Annotated in this window: 17 protein-coding genes; 11 read left to right on the plus strand and 6 right to left on the minus strand. The window is 71.9% G+C overall.

What is annotated here, in order from left to right:
* Nucleotides 1–5: 5 nt before the first annotated feature.
* Entirely contained in the window at nt 6–2,435 is a 2,430-nt protein-coding gene (locus BX285_RS30775) for a glycoside hydrolase family 27 protein (RefSeq protein ID WP_121178902.1), read from the plus strand.
* A gap of 244 nt (nt 2,436–2,679) precedes the next feature.
* Nucleotides 2,680–4,074: a GH1 family beta-glucosidase gene (locus tag BX285_RS30780; protein WP_121178903.1), complete on the plus strand. Its 1,395-nt coding sequence runs from the start codon at nt 2,680–2,682 to the stop codon at nt 4,072–4,074.
* Between the two features lie 113 nt (nt 4,075–4,187).
* On the opposite strand, the gene BX285_RS30785 is transcribed toward BX285_RS30780, so the two are convergent.
* From BX285_RS30785 to BX285_RS30800, 4 genes are all read right to left on the minus strand, one after another.
* The gene (locus BX285_RS30785; RefSeq protein WP_259470854.1) at nt 4,188–5,009 is read right to left on the minus strand and encodes an anti-sigma factor; all 822 of its coding nucleotides are present in this window, start codon (nt 5,007–5,009) and stop codon (nt 4,188–4,190) included.
* A complete protein-coding gene (locus BX285_RS30790) occupies nt 5,006–5,572 on the minus strand; it encodes a sigma-70 family RNA polymerase sigma factor (protein WP_097234897.1) in 567 nt (188 codons plus the stop codon). The genes BX285_RS30785 and BX285_RS30790 overlap by 4 nt, the downstream gene beginning before the upstream one ends.
* 58 nt (nt 5,573–5,630) lie before the next feature.
* Entirely contained in the window at nt 5,631–6,641 is a 1,011-nt protein-coding gene (locus tag BX285_RS30795; protein WP_121179095.1) for a DUF1996 domain-containing protein, read from the minus strand.
* Nucleotides 6,642–6,713: 72 nt separating this feature from the next.
* Complete coding sequence (locus tag BX285_RS30800; RefSeq protein ID WP_259470856.1) at nt 6,714–7,340, minus strand: hypothetical protein; 627 nt, start codon at nt 7,338–7,340, stop codon at nt 6,714–6,716.
* A 371-nt stretch (nt 7,341–7,711) separates the two neighbouring features.
* Between BX285_RS30800 and BX285_RS30805 the strand changes: the two genes are divergently transcribed.
* From BX285_RS30805 to BX285_RS30830, 6 genes are all read left to right on the plus strand, one after another.
* Nucleotides 7,712–8,086, plus strand: coding sequence for a hypothetical protein (locus tag BX285_RS30805; RefSeq protein WP_121178904.1), 375 nt, complete (start codon nt 7,712–7,714; stop codon nt 8,084–8,086).
* Between the two features lie 631 nt (nt 8,087–8,717).
* Complete coding sequence (locus tag BX285_RS30810) at nt 8,718–10,358, plus strand: glycoside hydrolase family 27 protein (RefSeq protein WP_097234895.1); 1,641 nt, start codon at nt 8,718–8,720, stop codon at nt 10,356–10,358.
* A 270-nt stretch (nt 10,359–10,628) separates the two neighbouring features.
* The gene (locus BX285_RS30815; protein WP_121178905.1) at nt 10,629–11,723 is read left to right on the plus strand and encodes a sugar ABC transporter substrate-binding protein; all 1,095 of its coding nucleotides are present in this window, start codon (nt 10,629–10,631) and stop codon (nt 11,721–11,723) included.
* A 76-nt stretch (nt 11,724–11,799) separates the two neighbouring features.
* A complete protein-coding gene (locus BX285_RS30820; RefSeq protein ID WP_097234893.1) occupies nt 11,800–12,579 on the plus strand; it encodes an ATP-binding cassette domain-containing protein in 780 nt (259 codons plus the stop codon).
* Nucleotides 12,576–13,853, plus strand: a complete 1,278-nt coding sequence (locus BX285_RS30825; protein ID WP_121178906.1) for a sugar ABC transporter permease — start codon at nt 12,576–12,578, stop codon at nt 13,851–13,853. The genes BX285_RS30820 and BX285_RS30825 overlap by 4 nt, the downstream gene beginning before the upstream one ends.
* A gap of 29 nt (nt 13,854–13,882) precedes the next feature.
* Nucleotides 13,883–15,115 carry an ROK family transcriptional regulator gene (locus tag BX285_RS30830; protein ID WP_097234891.1) on the plus strand — a complete coding sequence of 411 codons (1,233 nt, stop codon included), beginning with the start codon at nt 13,883–13,885 and terminating at the stop codon, nt 15,113–15,115.
* 58 nt (nt 15,116–15,173) lie between these two features.
* On the opposite strand, the gene BX285_RS30835 is transcribed toward BX285_RS30830, so the two are convergent.
* A complete protein-coding gene (locus BX285_RS30835; RefSeq protein ID WP_121178907.1) occupies nt 15,174–17,429 on the minus strand; it encodes an MMPL family transporter in 2,256 nt (751 codons plus the stop codon).
* A gap of 141 nt (nt 17,430–17,570) precedes the next feature.
* Between BX285_RS30835 and BX285_RS30840 the strand changes: the two genes are divergently transcribed.
* From BX285_RS30840 to BX285_RS30850, 3 genes are all read left to right on the plus strand, one after another.
* On the plus strand, nt 17,571–18,245 hold the full coding sequence (locus BX285_RS30840; protein WP_097234889.1) for a TetR/AcrR family transcriptional regulator: 675 nt from the start codon (nt 17,571–17,573) through the stop codon (nt 18,243–18,245).
* Between the two features lie 129 nt (nt 18,246–18,374).
* Nucleotides 18,375–22,766: a WD40 repeat domain-containing protein gene (locus BX285_RS30845; protein ID WP_147465251.1), complete on the plus strand. Its 4,392-nt coding sequence runs from the start codon at nt 18,375–18,377 to the stop codon at nt 22,764–22,766.
* Nucleotides 22,763–23,617, plus strand: coding sequence for a hypothetical protein (locus tag BX285_RS30850; protein ID WP_121178909.1), 855 nt, complete (start codon nt 22,763–22,765; stop codon nt 23,615–23,617). The genes BX285_RS30845 and BX285_RS30850 overlap by 4 nt, the downstream gene beginning before the upstream one ends.
* On the opposite strand, the gene BX285_RS30855 is transcribed toward BX285_RS30850, so the two are convergent.
* Nucleotides 23,614–24,927, minus strand: a complete 1,314-nt coding sequence (locus BX285_RS30855) for an aminotransferase class I/II-fold pyridoxal phosphate-dependent enzyme (RefSeq protein WP_147465252.1) — start codon at nt 24,925–24,927, stop codon at nt 23,614–23,616. The two genes, BX285_RS30850 and BX285_RS30855, sit on opposite strands and share 4 nt — an antisense overlap.
* Nucleotides 24,928–25,048 lie beyond the last annotated feature (121 nt).

Below are 25,048 nucleotides of genomic sequence, written 5' to 3' on the forward strand. Positions count from 1 at the left end.
TCTCGATGTCCCTCCCCTCCGCACCGTCGGGCCTTCCGGACCCGACGGCGGTCGGTTCCGCGCGGTCGTCCGTTCCGTCCGCCCGCCCGCGCCGGCGGCGCCTCGCCACGGCGCTGAGTGCCACGATGATCATCGCCGGAACACTGACGGTCACGGCCGTCAGCACCCCGACCCCTGCCGAGGCGGTGGTCCCGCCCGGCGCGAACGGCGCGACGACGCCGCCGATGGGCTGGAACTCCTGGTACTTCTACAACAACGACTACTCCGCCCAGAACATCGCCGACCAGGCGGCCGGACTCGCGACGCCGAACGCGAACCTCGGGCTCAACGGCTCCGGCCGCCACAAGAGTCTCGCCGACCTCGGCTACCGCGACGTCAGCCTCGACGGCGGCTGGTGGACCCAGAACGGCACCGGGCGCGACGCCAACGGCGTCATGGTCCCCAGGCCCGGCTTCCTGACCGGCGCCCAGACCAAGGCGGTCACGCTGTCCAACGGCACCACCGTCCCCGCGCGCGCGTTGAACACCATGAAGGACCTCACCGACTACGTGCACGCCCTCGGCATGCAGGCGGGCATGTACACCGACACCGGCGCCACCGGCTGCGGCGGCCAGCACGGCAGCGGCGGCAACGAGGCCAAGGACGTGACCACGTTCGCGGACTGGGGCTTCGACTGGGTGAAGGTCGACCACTGCGGCGGCATCCCGTCCGGTTACAGCACGGTCATGGCGGACTACAAGGCCTGGGGCAGCCTGACGGCCAACGCGAAGACCTCCACCGGGGTGACGCACCCGCTGGCGCTGGAGATCTGCGAGTGGGGATCGGGCGCTCCGGACGGCCCGTGGACGTGGGGTGGCTCGGCGGCCCGCACCTGGCGCAACGGGCGCGACATCACGGGCAACGCCGGCTACGGGACGACGTCCAACGGCGGCGCGACGTGGATCAACTGGGATCAGGTCTCCGAGAGTTTCAACCTGAACGACCACCCCAGCAACGAAGCCCCCGGCCAGTACAACGACCCGGACTACCTGCTGATCGGGCCCGGCTTCGGCGACAACCCGAGCACCGGGCAGCAGCAGACCCACGGCACCTCCGGCACCCTCTGGGGTCTCACCCCGGACGAGCAGCAGTCCTACTTCGGGATGTGGGCCATCCAGGGCGCGCCGCTCGTGCTGGCCACCGATACCACCAACCTGACCGCGGCGACCGCGGCCATCGTCGGCAACGAGTCCGTGATCGCCGTCGACCAGGACAGCGCCGTCCACCAGGGGCAGAAGGTCCTGGACAACGGCAGCGTCCAGGTCTGGTCCAAGCAGTTGGCGGCCTCCGGCACCCGGGCCGTCCTGCTGGTGAACCGCAGCAGCACCCCGCAGAACCACTCGTTCACCACGCAGAACCTCGGCCTGAACGGCACCGCCTCGGTGCAGAACCTCTACACCGGCGCGAACCTGGGCACCGTCAGCTCGACCGGCGCCCAGAACTTCACCCTGGCCCCCCACCAGTCCGTGATGCTCAAGCTCACCGGCGCCACCGAGCAGCAGCCGGAGACGGTCCTCGTCCCGACCGCGTCCGGTGTGAGCCAGAAGACCTGGAACGGCAGCACCTGGTCGGCCTGGCAGACCCTGGCGCTGGGCACCGCCGGCACCACCGGCCCCGGCTCGATCAAGGGCGAACCCGCCGTCGTCTCCAGCCCGGGCGGCACCGACGTGTTCGTCCGGGGCGCGGACAACGCGCTGTGGCAGAACACCTACAAGAACGGCGCCTGGGGCAGCTGGACCAGCCTCGGCGGCACCATCACGGCCAGCCCCACCGCGGCGAGCCTCGGACGTGACCGCATCGACGTGTTCGTCCGCGGCACGGACGGCAAGGTGTACCAGAAGACCTTCCAGCAGACGCCCGGCGCGAACGACCTCCCGGCCTACTACTACGGCGTCAACTGGACGAGCAGTTGGGCGTACCTGGACGCACCCGACTCGACGACCGTCGTCGGCGCCCCCGCCGCGGTGGCCTCGCTCAACCGGATCGACGTCTTCGCCCGCGGCACCGACAACGCGCTGTGGCAGAAGAGCTACGTCAACGGTGAGTGGACGGGCTGGACCAGCCACGGCGGCACGCTCTCCTCGTCGCCGACAGCGGTCAGCGGCGGCCCCGGCCAGATCGAGGTGTTCGCCGCTCTGGCGCCCACCAACAGTGTCGGCCAGCTCAGCTGGACTGCCGCAGCCGGCTGGTCGTCCTCCTGGTACGACCTCGGCCGCGCCGTGGCCGGTGCGCCGACCGCGACGCAGGTGGGTGCCCGGGTCAACGTCTACGCCCGTGCCACCGACAACACCCTGTGGCAGTGGTACCGGATCGGTACCGGACCGTCCGGAACCTGGCAGCAACTGGACAGCACCCTGGCACTGACCGGTAGCCCCGCAGCGGCCGGCCACCTCTAGGCAGGACCGTCACCTCCTGGCATGGTCGGCTCGGTGGCCCGTCGCGCTCCTCGGAGCTCGACGGGCCACTGCTGGTGGGTCAGGGTGACGCGATCCGGTTGGTGGGCCGAGCGGCACCGCTGGCTGGAATTCCCGAAGGACCTTGACGTTTGCCTGCTCAGAGGCGGCGTGGTGACGGTCCTCTGGCGTTCTGATGCCACGTCGATAACATGAGGACTCCTCACATTCTTGTCAGGAGGCTGTCATGCCGGATCGCTTCGACCTGCCGGCGGGGTTCCGCTGGGGTGCTGCCACTGCCGCGTACCAGATCGAGGGGGCGGTGGACGAAGACGGCCGCGGCCCGTCCGTCTGGGACACCTTCTGCGCCCGGCCCGGGACCATCCGCGACGGGCACACGGGGGCGGTGGCCTGCGACCACTACCACCGGTACCCCGAGGACATCGCCCTGATGAGGGGCCTCGGGTTGGGCGGCTACCGCTTCTCCGTCTCCTGGTCCCGTGTCCTGCCCACCGGCAGCGGGCCGGTGAACACCGCCGGACTCACCTTCTACGACCGACTCGTGGACGCACTGCTGGAGGCGGGCATCACCCCGCTGCCCACCCTCTTCCACTGGGACCTCCCGCAGGCCCTGGAGGACCACGGCGGCTGGCTGAACCGCGACACCGCGTACCGCTTTGCCGAGTACGCCGCGATCGCCGCCGACCGGCTCGGCGACCGCGTTCCCGCCTGGATCACCCTCAACGAGCCCTTCGTCCACACCGTGTTCGGCTACGCCCTCGGCACCCACGCCCCCGGCCGCACCCTGATGTTCGAGGCCCTCCCGGCCGCCCACCACCAGCTCCTCGCCCACGGCCTGGCCGCCTCGGTCCTGCACGAACGCGGCTTGGAGGCGATGCTCTCCAACAACCTCACCCCGGTCGAGCCGGCCTCCGACTCCGCCGCCGATGCGGCCGCCGCCGAGGCCTACGACGCCCTGCACAACCGGCTGTTCACCGACCCCGTCCTGCTCGGCCGCTACCCCGACCTCTCCGTCCTCGGCGTCCCCGAGGACATCTACGGCGCCGTCCTCCCCGGCGACCTCGACCTCGTCCACACCCCCGGCCTCGACGGCCTCGGCGTCAACTTCTACAACCCGACCCGCGTCGCGGCCCCCACCGACCCGGGCCTGCCCTTCGACCTGGTCGACATCCCCGACGTCCCCCACACCGCCTTCGGCTGGCCCGTCGTCCCCGACGCCCTCCGCCGACTCCTCCTCGGCCTCCGCGACACCTACGGCAAAGCCCTCCCACCCGTCACCATCACCGAGAACGGCTGCTCCGTCACCGAGGAGACCGTCCCCGACCAGCCCCGCATCGACTACCTCGCCACCCACCTCGACGCCCTCGCCCACGCCTCCGCCGAAGGCGTCGACATCCGCGGCTACTACACCTGGTCCCTCCTCGACAACTTCGAATGGGCCGAGGGCTACCACCAGCGCTTCGGCCTGGTCCACGTCGACTTCGAGACGCAGAAACGCACCCCCAGGGCCTCCTACGCCTGGTACCGCGACCTGATCGCCGCCCATCGGGCGGGGAAAGCGATGTCAGGGTCGGTAACCTTCGGGCCGGGTAGCCAAGTTGGGAATGCCCGTGACTGGTAGTCACGGTCCACTACGGCTCGGGCCCGGCCGGGGAGGCGGCGGGGCGTCGGGGCGCGGGGGGCGTCGGGGCCTGCCCCGCCCGCCGGACCTCGGGTCCGGCGGGCGGCGGAGGGCTACACCGGGACGGTCACGAAGGTCTGCCCGGACTCGTTGACGACCGACACCGAGACCACGTCCTCCGGTGCGACGATCGCCGAACCGTCCAGCGTGGTACCGGACTTGGCGCCGACCGCGGAGACCAGCCAGCTGCCCGCGTCCGCCGTCGTCCCGCCCCTGGCGTTGACCACCAGGTGGCAGCGCTGGCCGGCCGGGATGCCGGTGACCGCCGCGTTCACCCGCACCCAGCCCATCGCCGGGGTCATCGTCAGCGTCATGCGGGCACCGGTGGCCGGATCCGTCACGGAGCCGGTCCTGGTCCCGGCCGGCGGCGGGGTGACGGTCGCGGTCGGCGCTGCGGTCGGGGCCGGGCCGACGGCCACCGGCGGCGCGGTGACCGTGCCGCGGCCCACCGCGATCCCGAGGACCAGCGCCGCCGCCGCCGCGACGGCCGCGACCGTGCCGATCCGGGTCCGGCGCCGGACCAGCGCCGAGCCGCGTTCCGCCCGTGCCTGCCGCAGGGTGCGCTGCAGCAGCAGATCACCGCCCGTGGGCGGGCCGTCCACCATCAGCTCGGGCGGCACCTCGCCCAGGACGGTCTCCAGCTCCCGCAACTCGGCCACCTCCTGTCGGCAAGCGGGGCAGTCGGCCAGGTGCCGTTCGACCGCCGCCGACTCGGCCGGATCCAGCACACCCAGCACGTAGGCGCCGACGAGTTCGGCGATCCGCTCGGGCGGCACCGGGCCCGTTCCGTCCGGGCCCGTACCGTCCGCGCCCGTACCGTTCGTGTTCACGTCTTCCGTGCCCATGCCGCCCGTACCCGCGTCGTCGCTGGTCACACCGACACCTCCTGCCACGTCCCCGTCCTGTCCCTGTCGGTGTACGAGCGTCTGAGCGCCCGGAGCGCGTAGTGCGCACGGGACTTGACCGTCCCGGCGGGAATGCCCAGCTGCTCCGCGGCCTCGGTGACCGACAGCCGCTGGAAGTAGATCGAGCGCAGCACGTCGCGGTGTTCGGGCGAGAGCCGCTCCAGCGCCTGCGACATCACCAGTGTCTCCACCACGCCCTCAGCGTGGTCGCGCTGGACCGGAACGGTGGCCGTCGCCTCGGAGACCTCCGCGACCTCGGGCGGCCGGGCGGCCCGGGCCCGGAACCGGTCGGTGATCAGGTTGCGTTCCACGGTCAGCAGCCAGCCGCGCACCGATCCCCGGGACTCGGTCAGCGCCTCGGGATTGCGCCAGGCCCGGATCAGCGTCTCCTGGACGGCGTCCTCGGCCGCCGCGCGATCACCGGTGAGGCGGACGGCGTAGGCGAGCAGCGCGCCGCCGTGCTGCTCGTAGAGCGTTCGGATCAGTGCCTCGTCGGCGGCGTCCTGCCGCGCGCCCGGTCGTGTCCTCGCCATCCGCCCATTCCTCCGTCGTCGGGTACCACGTCCAGCACGTACGCGGTGGCCGTGCGGTTCAACCGGATTCCCGACAGGTGCGGTTCTCGTTCAGGCAGGCCGTCACGGAGGCCATCTGCCGGTCGGTCATCAGGCCGACGTACACGGCGTGGTCGGTGAGCGGGCTGTGCCGCTGCTCGGGGAAGGCGTCCAGGGCGAAGGCCCGGGGCGGGGGCGGGCGGTAGCCGACGGTCACCCGCAGGTGCGGGATCGCGAAGGTGCCGTGCGGGCAGAGGCCGCCGGCGGACGGGAACCGCACGTGGGAGCGGTGGTCAGGGCTGTCCGTGCCGCGTCCGTCCCAGCAGCTGGGGAAGTCCAGGGTGCGGGTGAGCAGGCTGCCGGCGGGGCAGAGCGGGTAGCGGTCGGTGGTCGTGCGGTCGGCGAATTCCGTACACCCCCAGCGGGCGCCGGCCTCGGCGCCGCCGTCGGTGGCGGCGGTCGGGTCGCCTTCCAGGAGGCGGAGGAAGCGCGGCATCGGCACGACCTTCGACCACGGATTGCCGAGGTACTCGATGGAGACCCGCTCGGGAGCGAGGATCTCGCCGGGGGCGTCGTGCGGGTCGTCGGAGGCCGCCACGGCGGTGCTCGGCGCCGGGGCGACGCGGTCGGTACGGCGCAGCACCGGCCAGTAGAACGTCGAGCGGTCGCCGTCAGTGCAGGTGGTCGGGGCCGCGGCGAGGCTGCCATCGGTGGAGTCCGCGTCCGTGGAGAGGTTGCCGACGTAGTCGTGCACGTGGTGGGCGCCGCCCACCGTCCCGGGGGAGACCACCACGTTGTCCGCGTTGCGGTGGCCCTCCTGGTTGCGTCCGCAGTCCTGCGCGTACGAGCCGCCGGAGGCGTCCGGGCCGACGGCCGGCGGCGCGGGAGCGGTGGCCGCCACCGCGGTGATGTCGACGAACGCGGACGCCTGTTCCGGCCCGGCCGGCCGGAACCGGAGCGCCAACAGCGACAGCCCCAGGACGAGGCAGAGCAGGACTCCGAGCGGGAGGGCGACGCCCCCCGACCAGTGGTGATCGCGGTTCCGGTGCACCGCGACAGTCTGGGCGACGGGTCCCCGCACGGGCAAGGCGGCGCCGGGGGCCCCGCCGCCGTGCACGGCCGGTCAGTAGCCGCCGGAGTAGCCGCCGCTCTGCGCGGCGGTCGGCGACGCGGCCTGTCCGGTGGTGCCCGGCGCCTTCTTCCCCTCGGGCGTGCTCGCGAACCAGGTGCCGCCGACGCCCTGGCCGTTGGTCTGCCCCGCGGCGGTGTCCCCGGCGAAGCGGTAGAGCGGCCAGCCGTTGAGGGTGACCTGCTTCGTGCCGTCCGGCCGGGTCACGCTGCCGACCAGGGCGGAGTCGACCCCGCTGACCTGCACCGCGTCCTGGGCGGTGAGCGGCGGCCACTTCGCGGCGCAGGCGTCGGTGCAGGTGCTCGCGGACGGCTTGGCGGTGTCCTTGTCGAAGCGGTACAGGGTCCGGCCGGCGGCGTCGGTGACGACCGGCCCGAGCGTGGCCGACTTCACGGCCACGAGCCGGACCCCGCCGGTGCCGCCGGTGGCCGGCGCTGACGTCGTGGCGGCAGCGGCCGGAGGGGTGGCGGCGGACGTGGCCGCGCTCCCGCCGGACCCGCCGGCCGTGTCCGGCCCGCAGGCGGTGGCGGCGAGTGCCAGCACGGTGATCCCGGTGGCGGCGAGCATCCGGCGCGCGGTGAACCGGGGCGCGGCGAACATGGGCGTGGCGAACTCCGGCATGGTGAACTCCCCCTGGAGCGTCGGTGTTTGGCGATCCGGGCGGTGTTCGCCCGGGCACCCTCCACACGAGTCCCGCAGGGGAACGGTTCAACGTCGGCGGGAAGTTTTTTCTCCGGCTCCGTCCCGGCCTGGTCGCGGCCTGTTTCCTGGGGGACCGGACCCGCAGTGCCACGTGGTGTGGTCAGAGGCGGGCGGACATGCTCGTCAGAAGTGCGGGCTGCAGTCCCGTCGGGCCCGTGGGCGCGAACGCTTCGGTTCAACCGAGGTGACGTGATGCTCGTCCTATCCGGACCGTTGAACCGCGGAGGGCCGCGGGTCGTCATGGGGGTCGAGCGACGCGATCATCGCGTCCCGAACGAAGGAGACCTCTTATGACCGGCAGGCTCGTCACCAGGCTGTCCGTGGCCGCTGCGTCGACTTTCGCGGCTGTGGCCCTGTGGGCCACGCCCGCCCTGGCCGGCGACCTCACGACCCGGTACGCCGTGGCCGATGCCCAGCCGGCCGCCGCCGCAGGGGACGATGATCTGGCACGGCAGATCGAGCAGGCGGAGGAGCGCCTGCGGGAGGCCGATCCGGACGCCGCTGCGGACCGCGACACCGAGCGCCGGATCGCCGCGGACCAGCGAGACATCAAGGACGGCCTCGCCTCGGGGGACTCCGCGCAGGTACGCCGGGCCGTCGAGGACGAGCAGGCCATTGCCGCCGCAGAGCGGGCCGCCGAGGAGGGGGACTCTGAGGCGGCATAGCAGATCGAGCCTGAGCTCGGACGACGGCCCGTCATCGAGGAGGAAGGCCCCGGTGAAGCCGGGGAGCCGGGCCCGGGCCCGGTGACCGACGACAGGCGGGTCCGAACGCCTGCGGACGGTGGTTGCGGGACAGGCCTCAGGGCCTGTCGGGCGGAGGTGTTGCTCCAGCGGAGGTTCTGCGCCCGTCCGCAGACGGCCTGCCGCTCTCACCCTCGCCGCCGAACTGCCGCCCGGAGCCGAAGCCGACCAGCTCCGCGAGTCGGCCCGCCTGACCGTCCGTGAGCCGGGGCTGACCTGGCTGCTGCAGGCACTCTGACGGCACGGCACCTGTGACCCGGTGGTCGCGCCAGGGGGCGGCCACCGGGCGGCACGCAGTGTTGCAAGAAGGGTTGACACTGTGTGCAGGGTGCTGGAAGCTCCCATTGGCCGACGCCGGGGACATTCACCCCGGTGATTTTTTCGACGACTGATTGTTAGCGATAACAATCATGAAGCCGCACCGGAACCCGGCGTGCAGCGCTCCCTGCTCTGAGTCCCACCTCCCGCAACGGTGGGGCCGATCCAGCCCCTGGTTTGTCATGCTCACGAAAAATCACCTCCGCCATCACCCCACCCACAGGAGGCGACCACCATGCTCCCTGCGAACCTGCGCAGGACGCTTGCCTGCGTCCTCTCGGCGTTGTTCCTGTCCTTGGCGCTTCCGCTGCTCTCGCTGGCCGCGGCCCCGCCGGCTGCGGCGCTGGGCAACGGTCTGGCGCTCACGCCGCCGATGGGTTTCAACGACTGGAACGCCTACGGCTGCAACGTCTCCGAGCCGCTGATCAAGAGCACGGCGCTGGCCATGCACAACAACGGCATGCAGAGTGCCGGGTACCAGTACGTCAACATCGACGACTGCTGGATGACCCACGCCAGGGGCTCCGACGGGCGGCTGGTGCCTGATCCGAACAAGTTCCCCGACGGGATCAAGGGCACCGCCGACTACGTCCACTCGCTGGGGTTGAAGCTGGGCATCTACGAGGACGCCGGACTGCAGACCTGCGCCGGCTTCCCGGGCAGCCTGGGCCACGAGACCACGGACGCGCAGAGCTTCGCCGACTGGGGCGTGGACTACCTGAAGTACGACAACTGCTATGCGGGGCCGGGCTGCGCGCAGAACACCTGCACCAACGGCACCAAGGCACCCGCGCAGACCCGGTACGCCACGATGCGCGACGCCCTGGCCGCGACCGGTCGGCCCATCCTGTTCAGCCTGTGCAGCTGGGGCGAGGACAGCGTCTGGACCTGGGGCGCCGGCGTCGGCAACAGCTGGCGCACCACCGGTGACATCAACGCCAGCTACGGCAGCATGCTGTCGATCTTCCACAGCAACGTGAACCTGGCCGCGTACGCCGGGCCCGGCCACTGGAACGACCCGGACATGCTGGAGGTCGGCAACAGCCCGCTCACCGACACCGAGGCCCGCTCGGAGTTCAGCCTGTGGGCGGAGATGGCAGCCCCCCTGATCGCCGGCACCAACGTCGCCTCGGCCAGCCCGGCCACCCTGGCCACGCTCACCAACGCCCGGGTGATCGCGGTGGACCAGGACCCGCTCGGCAAGCAGGGCATCCTGGTGTCCTCCGCCGGCGGTCTCGACGTGCTGGCCAAGCCGCTGGCGAACGGCGACGTCTCGGTGGCGCTGTTCAACGAGACCGGATCGACCGCGACCATCAGCACCTCCGCCGCCGCGATCGGGAAGACCGGCGCCGCCGGCTACGGCCTCACCGACCTCTGGTCCGGCGCGACTTCGACCACCACCGGCACCATCAGCGCCTCGGTGCCGGCGCACGGCACCACCCTGTTCCGCGTCGCAGGCGGCAGCGGCGGCGGCACGGACCAGACCGGCCCGGTGCACGCGGTCGGTGCGGGCAAGTGCCTGGACGTGCCGAACTCGACCACCACCCCGGGCACCCAGGTACAGATCTGGGACTGCATCAACCAGCCGAACCAGACCTGGACCCGCACCGCCTCCGGCCGGCTGACGGTCACCTCGGGCGGCACCCAGATGTGCCTGGACGCGTACAACGGCCAGACCTCGCCGGGCACCAAGGTCGAGATCTGGACCTGCAACGGCCAGACCAACCAGCAGTGGAAGGTGAACACCGACGGCACCGTCACCGGCGTCCAGTCCGGACTCTGCCTGGACGTCAGCGAAGCGTCGACGGCGAACGGCGCCCTGGTCCAGCTGTGGGCCTGCAACGGGCAGAGCAACCAGCAGTGGAAGCTCGGCTGACCACCGCTCGAAGCCTCATCCGGGCCCGGCTCCGGCTCGCCCACAGGGCGGTGCCGGTGTCGGGCCCGGGTGCGTGACGGATCGGTGGCCGCCGAGGGCGTTGCGCACGAAGGGTCGGCACGAGGGGTTGGCGGGCCTCACCGTAGGCCGTATGTTGTCGCAGGCAACAAAAGGGGCCGGTCGCTTCCCGCTGCGTGCCCGTGTCCTTCCCCACCCTTCGTCAGCCGCACGTCCGGCGCTGTTCGGACACGCCTCGAAAGGACCCTGCCCATGCGCAAGGGATTCCTGTTCGCCACCGCTGCCGTGTCAGCGGCCCTGCTCTCCACGGTCACCGCCTGCAGTTCCTCGGGCTCAGGGGCCGACTCGGCGGGCGCCAAGAAGCCGAAGATCGGCGTGATCCTGCCGGACAGCAAGTCGTCCGTCCGCTGGGAGACCGCGGACCGGCCGTACCTCGCGGCGGCCTTCAAGGCCGCCGGTGTGGACTACGACATCCAGAACGCCGAGGGCGACAAGCAGGCGTTCCAGACCATCGCCGACCAGATGATCACCAGCGGCGTGAACGTGCTGGTCATCGTCAACCTGGACAGCGGCACCGGAAAGGCCGTCCTCGACAAGGCCAAGGCCCAGGGCGTGGCCACCGTCGACTACGACCGGCTCACCCTCGGTGGCTCCGCCCAGTACTACGTCAGCTTCGACAACACCCAGGTCGGCAAGCTCCAGGGTCAGGGCCTGACGAAGTGCCTGAACGAGACGGGCGCCAAGAACCCCGTCGTCGCCGAACTCAACGGCTCCCCGACGGACAACAACGCCACGCTGTTCGCAGGCGGCTACAACAGCGTGCTGGACCCGCTGTACGCCTCCGGGGAGTACACCAAGGGCCCCAACCAGTCGGTGCCCGACTGGGACAACGCCCAGGCCCAGACCATCTTCGAGCAGATGTACACCAGCCAGCCGAACATCGCCGGGGTGCTCGCGGCCAACGACGGTCTGGCGAACTCGGCCATCGCCGTGCTGCGCAAGAACCACCGCAACGGGCAGGTGCCGATCACCGGTCAGGACGCCACGGTGCAGGGCCTGCAGAACATCCTCGCAGGCGACCAGTGCATGACCGTCTACAAGGCGGTGAAGAAGGAGGCCGACGCGGCGTCGGCCCTCGCGGTGGAGCTGGCCCGCGGCAAGAAGAGCCAGACCAGCGCCACCGTCAACGACCCGACGGGCAAGCGTGACGTCCCGGCGGTGCTGCTGACCCCCGAGGCCATCACCAAGAGCAACGTCCAGGACGTCATCACCGACGGCTACGTCACCAGGGCGCAGCTGTGCACCGGGGACTACGACGCGCTGTGCACGAAGGCCGGCATCAAGTAGCGCGCCCGGCCCCACCAGTGGGCCCCGGCGGCCGGCGCCGCGGGGCCCACTCCGCCAATCCCCAGGAGCCTCACCCATGACAGAAACACCGATTCTTGAGTTGCGCGGGATCAACAAGAGCTTCGGCCCCGTCCAGGTCCTGCACGACGTCGCGCTCAGCGCCCACGCGGGAGAGGTCACAGCCCTCGTCGGCGACAACGGCGCCGGCAAGTCGACGCTCGTCAAGTGCATCGGCGGGATCCACCCCATCGACGCCGGGGACTACCTCTTCGAAGGCCGGCCGGTCCAGGTGCACAGCCCGCGCGACGCCGCCGAACTCGGCGTGGAGATCGTCTACCAGGACCTCGCGCTGTGCGACAACCTCGACATCGTCCAGAACATGTTCCTGGGGCGGGAGAAGCGCCGCGGCATGGTGCTCGACGACTCGACCATGGAGGAGATGGCCGCCGCGACGCTCAAGGGGCTCTCGGTGCGGACCGTCAAGTCCCTCCGCCAGAAGGTCTCCAGCCTCTCCGGCGGCCAGCGCCAGACCGTGGCCATCGCCAAGGCGGTGCTGTGGAACAGCAAGCTCGTGGTCCTCGACGAGCCCACCGCGGCGCTGGGCGTCGCCCAGACCGCGCAGGTCCTGGAACTCGTGCGCCGGCTGGCCGACAACGGCCTGGCCGTCGTGCTCATCTCGCACAACATGAACGACGTCTTCGCGGTCTCCGACCGGATCGCCGCGCTCTACCTGGGACGGATGGCCGCTCAGGTCAGGGCCTCCGACGTGACCCACGCTCAGGTCGTCGAACTGATCACCTCGGGCCGCAGCGGCGACCTGGGCCCCCGGACCACCCCCAACGGAGCCGCCGCATGACCTCCGCCCTCGCCCCCCAGAAGCCCGAGCCGCCGAACCGGCCCACCGACTCCGCGGAAGGCCGGCCTCCGACCGCCGGCCTGGGCGACATCGGCCGCGGCTACCTCGACCAGGTGCGCGCGGGCGAGCTCGGCGCCCTTCCCGCCGTCGCCGGGCTGGTCGTGCTGTGCGTGTTCTTCGCCCTCCTGCGCCCGGTCTTCCTGTCCAACCTGAACTTCGCCAACCTGCTCACCCAGAGCGCGGGCAGCATCGCCATCGCCATGGGGCTGGTCTTCGTCCTGCTCCTCGGCGAGATCGACCTGTCCGCCGGATACGCCAGCGGCGTCTGCGCCGCCGTCCTGGCCATCCTGCTGACCAACCACGGCTGGCCCTGGTACGCCGCAGTGGCTGCCGCCGTGCTGACCGGCGCGGTCATCGGCCTGCTCATCGGGACGCTCGTCGCCAAGGTCGGCATCCCCTCCTTCGTGGTGACGCTGGCCGCGTTCCTCGGCTTCCAGGGCATCGTCCTGATCCTGCTGAAGGAGGGCACGAACATCTCCATCAAGGACCCCACCATCCTGGCCATCGCGAACGACAACCTGAGCCCCGCCCTCGGCTGGGTCCTGCTGGCCTGCTGCGCCGCCGGGTACACGGCCCTGCAACTGCGCCGCAGCCGCGACCGGCGCGGCCGGGGCCTCGCCGGCACCCCGGCGGCACTCCTCGCCGTCCGGACCGGCACCGTCGTCGTGCTCGGCGGCGTGGCCGTGTACCTGCTCAACCAGGAGCGCAGCCGCAACATCGTCATCGGCTCCCTCACCGGCGTGCCCCTCGTCGTACCCGTGATCGGGGCCCTCGTCCTGCTGGGGACGTTCACCCTGCAGCGGACCGGCTTCGGCCTGCACATCTACGCCGTGGGCGGCAGCGCCGAAGCCGCCCGCCGGGCCGGGATCAACGTCGCCTTCATCCGCACCGCCGCGTTCGTCATCTGCTCCTGCCTGGCGGCCGTCGGTGGCATCATCGCCGCCTCCCGGGGCAACTCGGTGGACCCCAACACCGGCGGGAGCAACGTCCTGCTGCTCGCCGTCGGCAGCGCCGTCATCGGCGGCACCAGCCTGTTCGGCGGTCGCGGCCGCGTCGTCGACGCCGTGCTGGGCGGTCTGGTCGTCGCGGTGATCCAGAACGGCATGGGACTGATGGGGTACAGCTCGGGCGTCAAGTACGCTGTCACGGGATCGGTTCTGCTGGTGGCCGCCGGTGTGGATGCCATGTCCCGCCGCCGCACAGCCCGACGATGAGCCCATTCCGAAGATGAGGGTGGCCCGCGATGAAAGCCGCTCCTTCCCAGGAAGAGGTCCGCCAGCACAACCTGGGCGCGCTGCTGCGCCACGTGCATTTCGACGGGCCCACCTCGCGGGCCGTCCTGGCCGCCGAGTTGGGCCTCAACCGCAGCACCATCCTGGGCCTGGTCGGTGACCTGGCGGCCGCGGGCCTGGTCCGCGAGGAGTTGCCGCGCGAGACCGGCCGGGCCGGGAGGCCTTCGCTGGTCGTCCGGCCGGAGTCCACTCGCGTGCACGTCCTGGCGGCGGACCTGGGCGTGCAGCGCCTGGCGGCAGCCCTCATCGGACTCGGCGGCGTGTTCCTGGACCGGCGCGAGTGCCCCTGGCCCGACGGACACCCCCAGGACCCCGCGCGAGTGGCCGCCGTCCTCGCGGGATTCGCCCACGAGATGCTGGCCGGCGCACCGGCCGGCAGCTCGTGCGTCGGCGTCGCCGTGGCGGTGCGCGGCATCGTCCGCCATCCCGACGGGCTGGTCAGCCTCACCCCCAACATGGGCTGGAAGGGCGTCGACTTCGCCGGGGCGTTCGCCGACCGGCTGCGCCTGGACCTGCCGGTCCTCGTCGCGAACGAGGCCAATCTCGGTGCGCTCGCCGAGCACCGGCGCGGCATCGGCCGCGGAAGCCAGAACCTCGTCTACCTCCACGGCGAGACGGGCATCGGCGCCGGAGTGATCATCGACGGTGAACTCCTGCGCGGCCAACGCGGATACGCCGGCGAGGTCGGCCACATGACCGTCAACCCGCACCGGGGACGGCCGTGCGGCTGCGGCGCCCGCGGCTGCCTGGAGGCCGAGGCAGGTGAGCGTGCCCTGCTGGAAGCCGCCGGCCGGGACGGCCGCGTCACCGGGGCCGACGCCGTGCAGTCGGTGGTGACCGCCGCCGACCGCGGGGACGTCACCGCACGGGAGGCTCTGCACCGCGTCGGGGACTGGCTCGGCATCGGCATCGCGAACGTCGCCAACCTCTTCGATCCGGACCTGGTCATCCTCGGCGGCACCCTCCGGGAGGTCTTCCTCGGATCCGCCGCACAGGTGCGCAGCCAGATCAACACCAATGCCCTTGCCGCGGTGCGGGAGAAACTTCGGCTGCGGGTCAGCGAACTCGGCGCTGACACCGTCCTGATCGGCGCCGCGGAACTGGCGTTCGCCGAGGTGCTCACCCGACCGCTGGAGACGCTCACCCGCACCTCGAAGCAACTGACGCTCTCCGAACCGGAGTAGACCGGCGGACCGCGGGCGTCGTGAGGCGCCCGCGGTCCACTGTCGTAGGGCCGGAGCCCTAGCCGACCGCCGCCGGGGAGCGGGGTGCCTCGGCGGGGGCCTCCGGCTGGTAGAACTCCGTGTGTCCTTCGACGTGGAGGTGGGGCAGGCGGCGGTCCAGCCAGCCGGGCAGCCACCAGTTGCCGCGGCCGAGCAGGTGCATCACGGCCGGTACCAGCAGCAGGCGGACCAGCGTGGCGTCGATCAGGATGGCCGACCCCATGCCGACGCCGATGACCTTGATCGGCAGGTCGGGTGCCGGGACGAAGGCCGCGAACACGGCGACCATGATGGCCGCCGCCGCGGTGATCACCCGTGCGGTGCCCGCCAGTCCGCTGACGATGGACTCCGCGTTGTCGTCGGTGCGCAGCCAGGCCTCACGCATCCGACTCACCAGGAAGACCTCGTAGTCCATCGAAAGGCCGAACAGGACGGCGAAGGTCAGCACCGGGACGAAGGCCGGCAGCGGGGTGGGGCTGTCGATGCCGATCAACCGGCCGGCGGTGCCGCCTTCGAGGACGAGGGCGACCACGCCGTACGCGGCGCCGACGGAGAGCAGGTTCATCACAGCGGCCTTGAGGGCGACGGCGAGGCTACGGAAGGCCACCAGGAGCAGGAGCATCGACACCGTGACCACGCCGCCGACCAGCAGCGGGATGCGGCGGGCGATGTTGTCGGTGCTGTCGATCGCACTGGCGGTCGCCCCGCCGACGTGGACCCGGACGCCGGGGCCGACCGCAGCCGGGATGACGCGGTCGCGGAGGTCGCGGACCAGGGTCTTGGTGGCGCCGGACTGCGGACCGCTGTCCGGGACGACGGTGAGCAGCAGCGAGCGGCCGTCGGAGCCGGGCATCGGAGGGGTCACGGCCGTGACGCCGGGCACCGCCTTCAGTGCGGTGGGCAGCGAGGCCGTCGCGTCGGCGGGGGTGCCCGGCGCCAACTCGGCGACCAGGACCAGCGGTCCGTTGCTGCCCGGTCCGAAGCCGGCGGCCACCGTGTCGTACGCCAGCCGGTTCGAGCGCCCGGCGGGGTCGTTGCCCGCGTCGGGGAAGCCGAAGCGCACGCCGAGGAACGGCGCCGCGAGCGCCAGCAGGACGACGACCCCGGTGACGGCACCGAGGACGCGGTGACGCTCCACGAGCCTGCTCCAGCGCAGCCAGCCGGCGCCCACCGAGCGCTCGCCCTGGGCGGCGCGGCGCCGGGGCAGGGGCAGCCGGAGCCGCTCGATGTGCCGGCCGAGGTAGCCGAGCAGGGCGGGGAAGAGCGTGGCGGACGCGGCGATCACGACGAGCACGGAGAGGATCGCCGAGACCGCGGCGCCGCGCATGAACGACAGGCCCATCGCGAACAGCCCGAGCATGCTGACCACCACGGTCATTCCGGCGACCACGACCGCGCGACCCGCGGTGTCCAGCGCGGCGACGGTGGCGGCCTCGGGTTCGAGCCCCTCGGCGCGCCACTCGCGGAACCGGGTGACCAGCAGCAGCGCGTAGTCGATGCCCACCCCGATGCCCAGCATCGCGGCGAGCGAGGTCGACCAGTCCGGGACCGGCATGACCGCGGCGAGGACCGGCAGCAGGGCGCTGCTGACGGCGAGCCCGCCGAGCGCGGTGAGCATCGGCAGGCCGGCGGCCACGACCGAGCCGAAGGTGATCACCAGGATCACGGCGGCGGCCGCCAGGCCGATGCCCTCCGAGCCGATCGCGCCCTGCTCGGCCTGCTGGACCGTCATGCCGCCGAGGTGGACGCGCAGGCCGCCGTCGACGGGGCGGGCGAGGTCGAGCAGCCGCTGGGTGTCCGCCTTCGGCATGTCGGGGGCGGCGGCGACGTCCAGGTGGATCTGCCCGAGGGCGGTGCGGCCGTCGGCCGACACCTTGCCGCGCGGGCCGTACGGGTCGTCGATGCCGCTGACGTGCGCCACCTCGGCCATCCGGGCGAGCAGGTCCTTGACCCGGTCGTGGGTGGCGGCGTCGGTCACGCTGCCGTCGGAGGTCAGCACCAGGCTGATCGATTCACCGCCCAGCCCGGGGAAGTCCCGTGCCAGCAGCTGCTGGGCCTGCTTGGAATCCGAGCCGGGCGCGGAGTAGTCGGCGCTGTACTTGGCGCCGAGGCCGGCTGAGAGGCCGAAGGCCGCGCCGGCGGCGAGCAGCCAGAGCAGCACCGTGCGGCCCCGGTTCCGGAAGCTCCAACCGGCTATTCGGCCGAGCGGGCCGGGTCTGTGCGGCCTGCTCTCCCCGGCGGCTGTCCGCCGACCCTCGCGCAGTCCCTGGGACATGTGCTCCTCCGTACGTCGTCAGGGACCCCGTCCCCCGGCAAAGCGTTACGCTTCATAACGCGTCTTATGGAGCGTAACGTTTCCCTCGACGGGTACGGATTGTCAACGCGGTGACGGGCGCAGCGAGCCGATGGAGATGCGATGACGGGTGGGTCGACCGATGAGAGCGGGGGGCGGAGTCGCCGTGAGCGGCTGCGCGCCGACACCGTGGAGGAGATCAAGCACGCGGCCCTGGGCCTGATCGCCGAGCGCGGCGCCGCGAACCTCCGCTTCACCGACATCGCCCGCAGCATGGGGATGACCCCGCCCGCGCTGTACCGCTACTTCGCCGACCGGGACGAACTGCTCACCGCCCTGGTCGCCGACTCGTACCACGGCCTGTCGGACGCGTTGGCCGCGACCCGCGGGACCGTGCCGCCGGACGACCTGGACGGGCGCTTCGTGGCCACCTGCACCGGCTACCGCACCTGGGCGCAGCGGAATCCGGAGCGCTTCGCCCTCATCTTCGGCTCCCCCGTGCCCGGTTACGCGGCCCCACCGGACGGACCGACCGTGGTGGCCGGCCGGCGGGCGATGGAGCACATGGTCGAACTCGTCGCCGACACGGCCGAACGCGGCCGGCTCGGCAGTCCGCTGGTGCCGGACGCGGCGGAAGCCCTGATGCTGGCCTGGGCCACCGTGCACGGCTTCGTCACCCTTGAGGTGCACGGCCACTTCCACACGCTCGACCAGGCCGCGCGGGACCGCCTCTTCGCCGTGCAGGCGGGCGTTGCCGCGCGCACCGCGGGCCTGGCGCCGGCCGTGGACCAGCGGTGATCAAGGCCCGCGCGGCAGCCGGCCGCGGCTCGGGCGGCGAGGACGGCACCGTCCGCGACGCGGGACGAGGGTTTCCGGTCGCCACCGAAGTCGTCGGGGCGGTGCGGTCAGGCGGGAGCGAAGTCCGCCGTGTTCGAGGAAGTGGCGCTAAACTGCGCTGAATTGAATGATCGCCATGTCGTGACCGGCGGGAAGTCGTGGCGTGCGGGCGGGTCCGGGCCACAGGGGTGGGAATCGATGAGTGGACGGCAGGCTCTCGTCGTGGCGGTCGGGAGTTTCGCGGCGGCGGTCGAGGCCGGCCGTGAACTGCCGGTCGGGACGGAGCCGTGGGGGCCGCTGAGCTTCGTCTACGGCCTGGTGCCCGAGGTCAGGCAGTCGATCGAGCGGTTGGGGTACGGCGTCGTCGAGCGGGTGGACCCCGACCTGCGGGGCCTGCGCGAGGGGATTCAGACCGCTCTGGACGACGGGTACCGGATCATCCACGTCATGTCCCACGGCGACACCGGGATCGACGGCGACCCGACCAGGGTGGACGTGGTGCCGTCCTGTGCGACGACCGGCCGGCTCGGTACGAATGTCAGCGAGTGGGTCTCGGTCGCGCAGGTCTCCGGCCGGCACACGCTGTTCCTGCTGGATCTGTGCCATTCCGGCCGGGCCGCCCGGCTGCCGTACCTGCTCCAACGGGCCGGGCGTGACACCTACGCGTGGGTGATCGCGGCCTCGGACAGTTCGGAGGCGGCTTATGACGGTCGCTTCAGCGAAGCGGTCGCCCAGGTCTTCGACGAACTCGCGCAGAACCGGTTCGACGCCCATCCCGCCCAGCGCTACGTGTCGTTCTCCGTGGTCGCCCGCCGGATCGGCGAGCTGGTCGCGGCGAGGTCGGGATTGCGGCAGACGGTGTCGGCAACGCCGCTGGACGCGACCCTGAGCGAGCCCGAGCTTCCGTTCTTTCCCAATCCCCGGTTCGTCGAGGACCGGGTCATGGCGGAACGCCGGCGCATCGATCCGCCGATCCGCGCGTTCCTCGACGAGCTGGACCCGCGCGATGCCGGACACTTCGCCGACAAGGCCGGCCGCCGGTTCACGGGTCGGCGCAGCCAGCTCCGCTTGCTGGTCCGGTGGATGGCGGAGCCGGACACCGGCAGGATCTGCGTGGTGACCGGTGGGCCGGGGACGGGGAAGTCCGCCCTTCTGGGCGCCCTGGTCTGCGCGGCTCATCCCCGCCTGGTCGGCGAGGCCCAGCACATCCTCGACCGCCTCGACCCCGAGTGCCGCCCGTCCGTGGACAGCGGCCTGGTTGCCGTCCAGGCGCGCCAGCGCAGCCTGGGCGACCTGATATCCGCTCTGGCCGGGCAGCTGCACCTGCCCGGGCCGGCCACCGGCTGGACCGCGGCCGCCTTCGTCGAGGCCGTGGCTGCTCTGTCGGAGCCTCCGACAGTGGTCGTGGACGCGGTCGACGAGGCGATCGATCCCGGCGCGCTGACCGCCGACCTCCTGCTGCCGCTGGCCGACAGCCGACGTGCCGACGGGCGCCACGAGTGCCGGCTCGTGGTCGGCCTGCGTCCGTGGGAGCAGTTCGCCGCCTTGCGCCACCTCGCCGAGTACGCAGGCGTCCTGGTGGACCTCGACACCGTGGACATCGGGGAGCTGCGCACCGATCTGACCGTCTACCTCGCCGATCTGCTCGCGGAGGCCGACGACTATTCCGGGACCGCCCGCGCTGTGGTGCGTGCGCGCCTGGCGCGGGCGGTGGCCGGCCGACTGACCGACCGCGGCACCGGGTCCTCCGACTGGGGCGCGTTCCTGGTGGCCGGCGTGTTCGGCCGCTACCTCGCGGGGACCGCTCCCGCGAAGGGTCCGGACGACGCCGACCGGATCGGCGCGACGGTGCCGACCACGTTGCCCGAGGTCCTCGAACTGGATCTGCGCTCCCGCCCCGACGGGCCGGCCGTTCGAGCGCTTCTCGCCGCGTTCGCCCATGCGAAGGGCGATGGAATGCCCGCCGAGCTCGCGTACGGGCTCGCGGCGGCCATCCACCCCGCCTCGGAGCCGGACGGCTATCCGGCCCTGCTCGACGGGGCGCTCTTCTACCTCCGCATCAGCATGGACACCGACGGCACCACGCTCTACCGCCCCTTCCACCAGGGGCTCGCGGACTACCTGTGCCGGCAGCCCTTCGCTGCGTCGAGCGCTGCGGGACCACGGCATTCCGGCCTTCCCGCCGTCGGCCTCGTCCTGCGGACCCTGGTCCCGGACCGGCGTCCCGGCCCGTCGTCCGGCACCGGTTCCTGGAGCACTGCCGTTCCGTACCTCCTGCGGCACGCCAGTCAGCACGCACAGGATGCCGCAGGCCTCGACGGCCTGCTGGACGACGCGGACTTCCTCGTGCACGCCGACCCCGAGACCCTGGCCCCGGCCCTTGTCCAGGCCGAAGCCGGACCGAGTGCGCTGACGGTGGCGATCTACCGGGCGTCCTCGGGAATCCACCGCAGGTCCGACGCTGTGACGCGCCGTCAGCTCCTGGCCGTCGACGCGGCGCGCTACGGGGCGGTCGACCTGCTGCGGCGACTGAACGATCCGCTGCCGACGTGGGCCTGGCGGCCTCGTTGGGCGTCCGGCTCCCAGGTCAGCAATGCGCTGCGGGAGACCCTTCCGGCTCCGGCTCGGGTGCTCGTGACGCGTGTTGCGTGCACCATGCTGGACGGGCGGCCCGTTGCCGTCAGCGGCGGGTACCGGTGGCTGGGGTTCTGGGACCTCAAGGTCGGCCGGCTGATGGGAGGACTGCCGGCCGGTCACCTCGACCGGGTGTCCGGCGTGGCCTGGTCGAGCGTCGACGGCAGGCCGGTCGCCGTGACCTGTGGCCATGACGGTACGGTCCGTGTCTGGGACGCGACGGACCAGCGGGAACTGCGCTGCCTGTTCGACAGTGGGGCCGGAGAGCTGTGCGCGCTGGTGTGCACGGAGCTCGACGGCCTGCCGGTCGCGGTCACCGCCGGGACCGACGGAGCGCTCCGGCTGTGGGACCTGGCCGCGTCGGAGCCGCTGGGCGATCCGCTGGTCGGCCACAGCGGCCGCGTGTCCGCACTCCGTGTGACGGTGCTCGACGGTCGGCCGGTCGTGGTCTCGGGCGGTGACGACGGCACCGTCCGGCTGTGGGACCTCGGCAGCCGTGCACAGATCGGCGATCCGCTCGGCAGCGTGGACGGCCAGGTCTGGGCCGTGGACTGCGTCCTGCTCGACGGCGGGCCTGTTGCCGTCATCAGCGGGTCGGAACCTGTCCTCCGCCTCTGGGACCTGACCACCGGAAGGCAACTGGACGACCCGATCACCGACCTCGGCGACATCGTCTACGCCGTCGGGTGCACCACCTTGGCCGGCCGGCCCGTCGCCGTCACCGGCGGGAAGGACGGTGCGGTGCGACTGTGGGACCTGCGTGGCCGACGCGAGCTCGCGAGCCCGCTGACCGGGCACAGCGGCCTGGTGTGGGATGCGGACATCACGTGCCTGGACGGGCAGCCCGCCGCCGTGTCGGTCGGGTGGGACGACACCATTCGGGTCTGGGACCTGAGCGATCACCGCCGACTCGGAAGCCCGGTCGCGGGCCACACCGAACAGGTCACGAGCGTCGCGTGCACGGTGCTCTCCGATGTCCGCGTCGCCGTCACCGGAGGGTATGACGGCGCGCTGTTCGTCTGGGACCTGGACGGTGGGCGGCGACTGGGTGAGCCGATCCGCCAGGCGGCCGGCGCCTCGGTAAGGGACCTGGCCTGCACGGTCGTTGCCGGCCGTCCGGTCGTCGTGGCGGTCGACGGCGGGCCGGACGGAGCCGTGCGCGGGTGGGACCTGGAGACCCGGAGGGGACTGGGCGGCCCGTTCGCCTTCGACATCGCCCGGGTGGTGTGCACACACGTCCGGGGAAATCCCGTGGCGGTCACCGCGGGGAGGGACGGCGCGGTCCGGGTCTGGGACCTGACCACCCTGGAGCAGACCGGAGATCCTCTGGTCGGCCACATCGAGGACGTGTGGGCCCTGGACTGCGCGGTCGACGCCGGCCGACCGATCGTCGTCACCGCAGGGATGGACGGAACGGTGCGCCTGTGGGACCTGGACTCCCGGAGGCAGGTCGGCGATCCGCTGGTCGGCCCGGTCGGGGAGGTGCCGGCAAAGGTCTATGCGGTGGCATGTGCTGTGCTGAACGGGCGGCCGGTCGCCGTCACGGGGGAGATCGGCGGCACCGTTCGCCTCTGGGACCTCGTCACACGCAGACAGGTGGGCGGCCCGCTCGTCGGTCACACGGGTCGGGTGTACTCCGCGACGTTCGCGGTGGTGGACGGCCGGCCGTGCGCCGTCACGACCGCGGACGACGGCACCGTCCGGCTCTGGGAATTCGGGCGGTTGACGTCGGAGGTCCTGTCGTTCCCCTCCGAGGTTCATGCCGTGGCCGCCTCGGACGACGGCGAGCTGGTGGTCGGGAGCGGAGCCGAGGTCATCGTGATGGACCGGGGGAGTGCGAGCGGATGACGCGCATCGTCGGAGTGCACGGAGTGGGCAACTACCGGCCGGACCAGACCGTCGGGCAAGCGGCCGACACCCTTTCGGAGGTCTGGGGGGACAGGCTCGCCAGGACACTGGCCACCGTCGGGGAACCGCTCGACCGGAGCGACGTCCGGGTGGCCTACTACGCCGATCTGCTGCGGCATCCGGGGAGGCAGGGCCGCACCGGAGGATTCGACGAACTGGGCGCGTTCGAGCAGCAGTTGGTGCAGGAGTGGCTGGAGACGCTGCCGCTGCCCGGCGGCGTGTCAGCCGGCCGTCTCACGGCGCCTCTGCGGCAGGCGGTGGCCTGGATCGCGGAGACCCGGGGGCTGGGCAGGCGAGCCACGGAGTGGTTCGTGTCCGTGTTCTTCCGGGAAGTGGCGGCCTATCTCGGCGATGCTGACGGCGCGGCACGAGCGGCAGCACGAGATCGGGTGGCGAGCGCGATAGCCGACACCGGCTCACGCATCGTGATCGCCCACTCCTTGGGTTCGGTGGTGGCCTACGAGGCCCTGTGGGAACGTCCCGACCTGCGCGTTGATCTCCTGATCACGCTCGGATCCCCACTGGCCCTGCCGCACGCCGTCTTCCCGAGGCTCCAACCCCCGCCCCGGAACGACCGCGGACGTCGGCCGCCCAACGTCGGGCGCTGGGTCAACCTGGCGGATCCGGGTGACCTGGTCGCCATTCCGCCCGGTGGTGTGGAACGACGGTTCGACGGCGTGGACCTGCAGGAGTCCTCGGCCACGGCCATCCATGCCTTCGACTTCCACTTGGTCGCGAACTACCTCTCGCTTCCCGGGCTCGGATACCTGTTGCGTTCCGACAGGTCCTAGGCTTCGATGCCCGGCGGCCCGCCCACGGCGTCGGCGTCGGACGGCGCGGGACCGAAGGCGGCCCGGACCTCGGACATCGTGCGGCCGGCGTCCTGGACCGCCTTCGGGAGGTGGTGGGCCAGGGCCTCGACCAGGGCGCGGATGTGGCTCTGGTCGACGTGGCGGGTGAGGGTGAAGCGCAGGCCCGACTTGCGGAGGGGGACGACGGGGAAGGAGGTCTGGTTGACGTAGAACCCCTCGTCGAGGATGCGCCGTACCAGGCCGTAACTCACCTCGGGCCGGCCGACTCCGATGTAGTAGATCGGTGTCCGGGGGTCGGAGACGACGGGAAGGCCGCTGGCGGCGAGGAGGTCGTTGCAGTACTCCCGGCGTTGCGTCAGTTCGGCTTGCAGGGCCTGGATGCGGTCGCTCAGATGGATCCGTGCGGAGGCGATCGCCGCCCCGAGCATCGGGGGCGGCAGCGGGTGGGAGTACATCAGCGGACCCCCGTTGATCCGGACCCGCTCGAACAGCTCCTCGGTGGGGAACACGGCGATGCCGCCGATGGTCCCGAAGCCCTTGGCGAGGGTGGTGGCGAGCACGATCCGCTCGCTCAGGCGTCGGCCGAGCTTCTCGAAGACGTAGCCCGCGCCGTGTCGCCCGTACCAGCTCATGCCGTGCGCGTCGTCCGCGTAGAGGTGCAGCGCGGGGTACGCCGCCATGAGCCGGACGAGGTCGTCGATCGGCGCCACGTCGCCGAACATCGAGTACACGCCGTCGATCAGGTACCAGACCCGCTCGCCGGTGGCCTGGGCGCGCCGGAGCCGGCGTTCGAGGGCGCCCAGGTCGCCGTGTCGCACCATCGCGAGCTGGACTCCCTGTTGCCGCACGAGTTGCGCGGCGGTCTGGACACTGAAGTGGACCTGCTGGTCCAGCACGACGCTGTCGCCGGCCCGGAGCAGCGCCGGCAGCACGGAGATGTGGCACAGCGAGGTGGAGGAGTACGTGAGCACGGGGTGATCCGCGTACATCTCCCTGAGCAGTGCTTCGAGTTCGAGGTTCAGCCCGGAGGCCACGTACGACCGGGAGACCGAGAACTGGACGCCGAAGCGCTCGGTCGCGTCGACGGCGCCACGGCGGATCCGCTCGTCCTGTTCGAGGGAGAGGTAGCCGCAGGTGCCGAAGTTGACCAGGTCCCGGCCGCCGATCCGCAGGTGCGTTCCCGGCGGCGCGTCGAGCCCGGTCGCCAGGTGGCTGGTGCCCTGCCTCATCGCCTCGGCGATCAGCTCCCGGGCGGTGTCGGCGGAGCTCTGGTACGGCACAGTGGCCACGGCGTTTCCCCTCAGACCATACGTCGGTCGGACTATGGGACAAACGCCGTAGGGGCGTGGAGGTTACGCGGAGTCCAGCGGCTCGCTTGCGGCGTGGTGCCGTGAGGCGCCACGATCGGCG

Source organism: Streptomyces sp. 1114.5, assembly GCF_003635085.1.
Taxonomy (GTDB): Bacteria; Actinomycetota; Actinomycetes; order Streptomycetales; family Streptomycetaceae; genus Kitasatospora.

Coding starts and splice junctions, on each gene's coding strand:
- BX285_RS30775 (WP_121178902.1), top strand. CDS start 6: ATGTCCCTCCCCTCCGCACCGTCGGGCCTTCCGGACCCGACGGCGGTC.
- BX285_RS30835 (WP_121178907.1), bottom strand. CDS start 17,429: ATGTCCCAGGGACTGCGCGAGGGTCGGCGGACAGCCGCCGGGGAGAGC.
- BX285_RS30825 (WP_121178906.1), top strand. CDS start 12,576: ATGACCTCCGCCCTCGCCCCCCAGAAGCCCGAGCCGCCGAACCGGCCC.
- BX285_RS30820 (WP_097234893.1), top strand. CDS start 11,800: ATGACAGAAACACCGATTCTTGAGTTGCGCGGGATCAACAAGAGCTTC.
- BX285_RS30830 (WP_097234891.1), top strand. CDS start 13,883: ATGAAAGCCGCTCCTTCCCAGGAAGAGGTCCGCCAGCACAACCTGGGC.
- BX285_RS30810 (WP_097234895.1), top strand. CDS start 8,718: ATGCTCCCTGCGAACCTGCGCAGGACGCTTGCCTGCGTCCTCTCGGCG.
- BX285_RS30805 (WP_121178904.1), top strand. CDS start 7,712: ATGACCGGCAGGCTCGTCACCAGGCTGTCCGTGGCCGCTGCGTCGACT.
- BX285_RS30840 (WP_097234889.1), top strand. CDS start 17,571: ATGACGGGTGGGTCGACCGATGAGAGCGGGGGGCGGAGTCGCCGTGAG.
- BX285_RS30790 (WP_097234897.1), bottom strand. CDS start 5,572: ATGGCGAGGACACGACCGGGCGCGCGGCAGGACGCCGCCGACGAGGCA.
- BX285_RS30800 (WP_259470856.1), bottom strand. CDS start 7,340: ATGCCGGAGTTCGCCACGCCCATGTTCGCCGCGCCCCGGTTCACCGCG.
- BX285_RS30815 (WP_121178905.1), top strand. CDS start 10,629: ATGCGCAAGGGATTCCTGTTCGCCACCGCTGCCGTGTCAGCGGCCCTG.
- BX285_RS30780 (WP_121178903.1), top strand. CDS start 2,680: ATGCCGGATCGCTTCGACCTGCCGGCGGGGTTCCGCTGGGGTGCTGCC.
- BX285_RS30850 (WP_121178909.1), top strand. CDS start 22,763: ATGACGCGCATCGTCGGAGTGCACGGAGTGGGCAACTACCGGCCGGAC.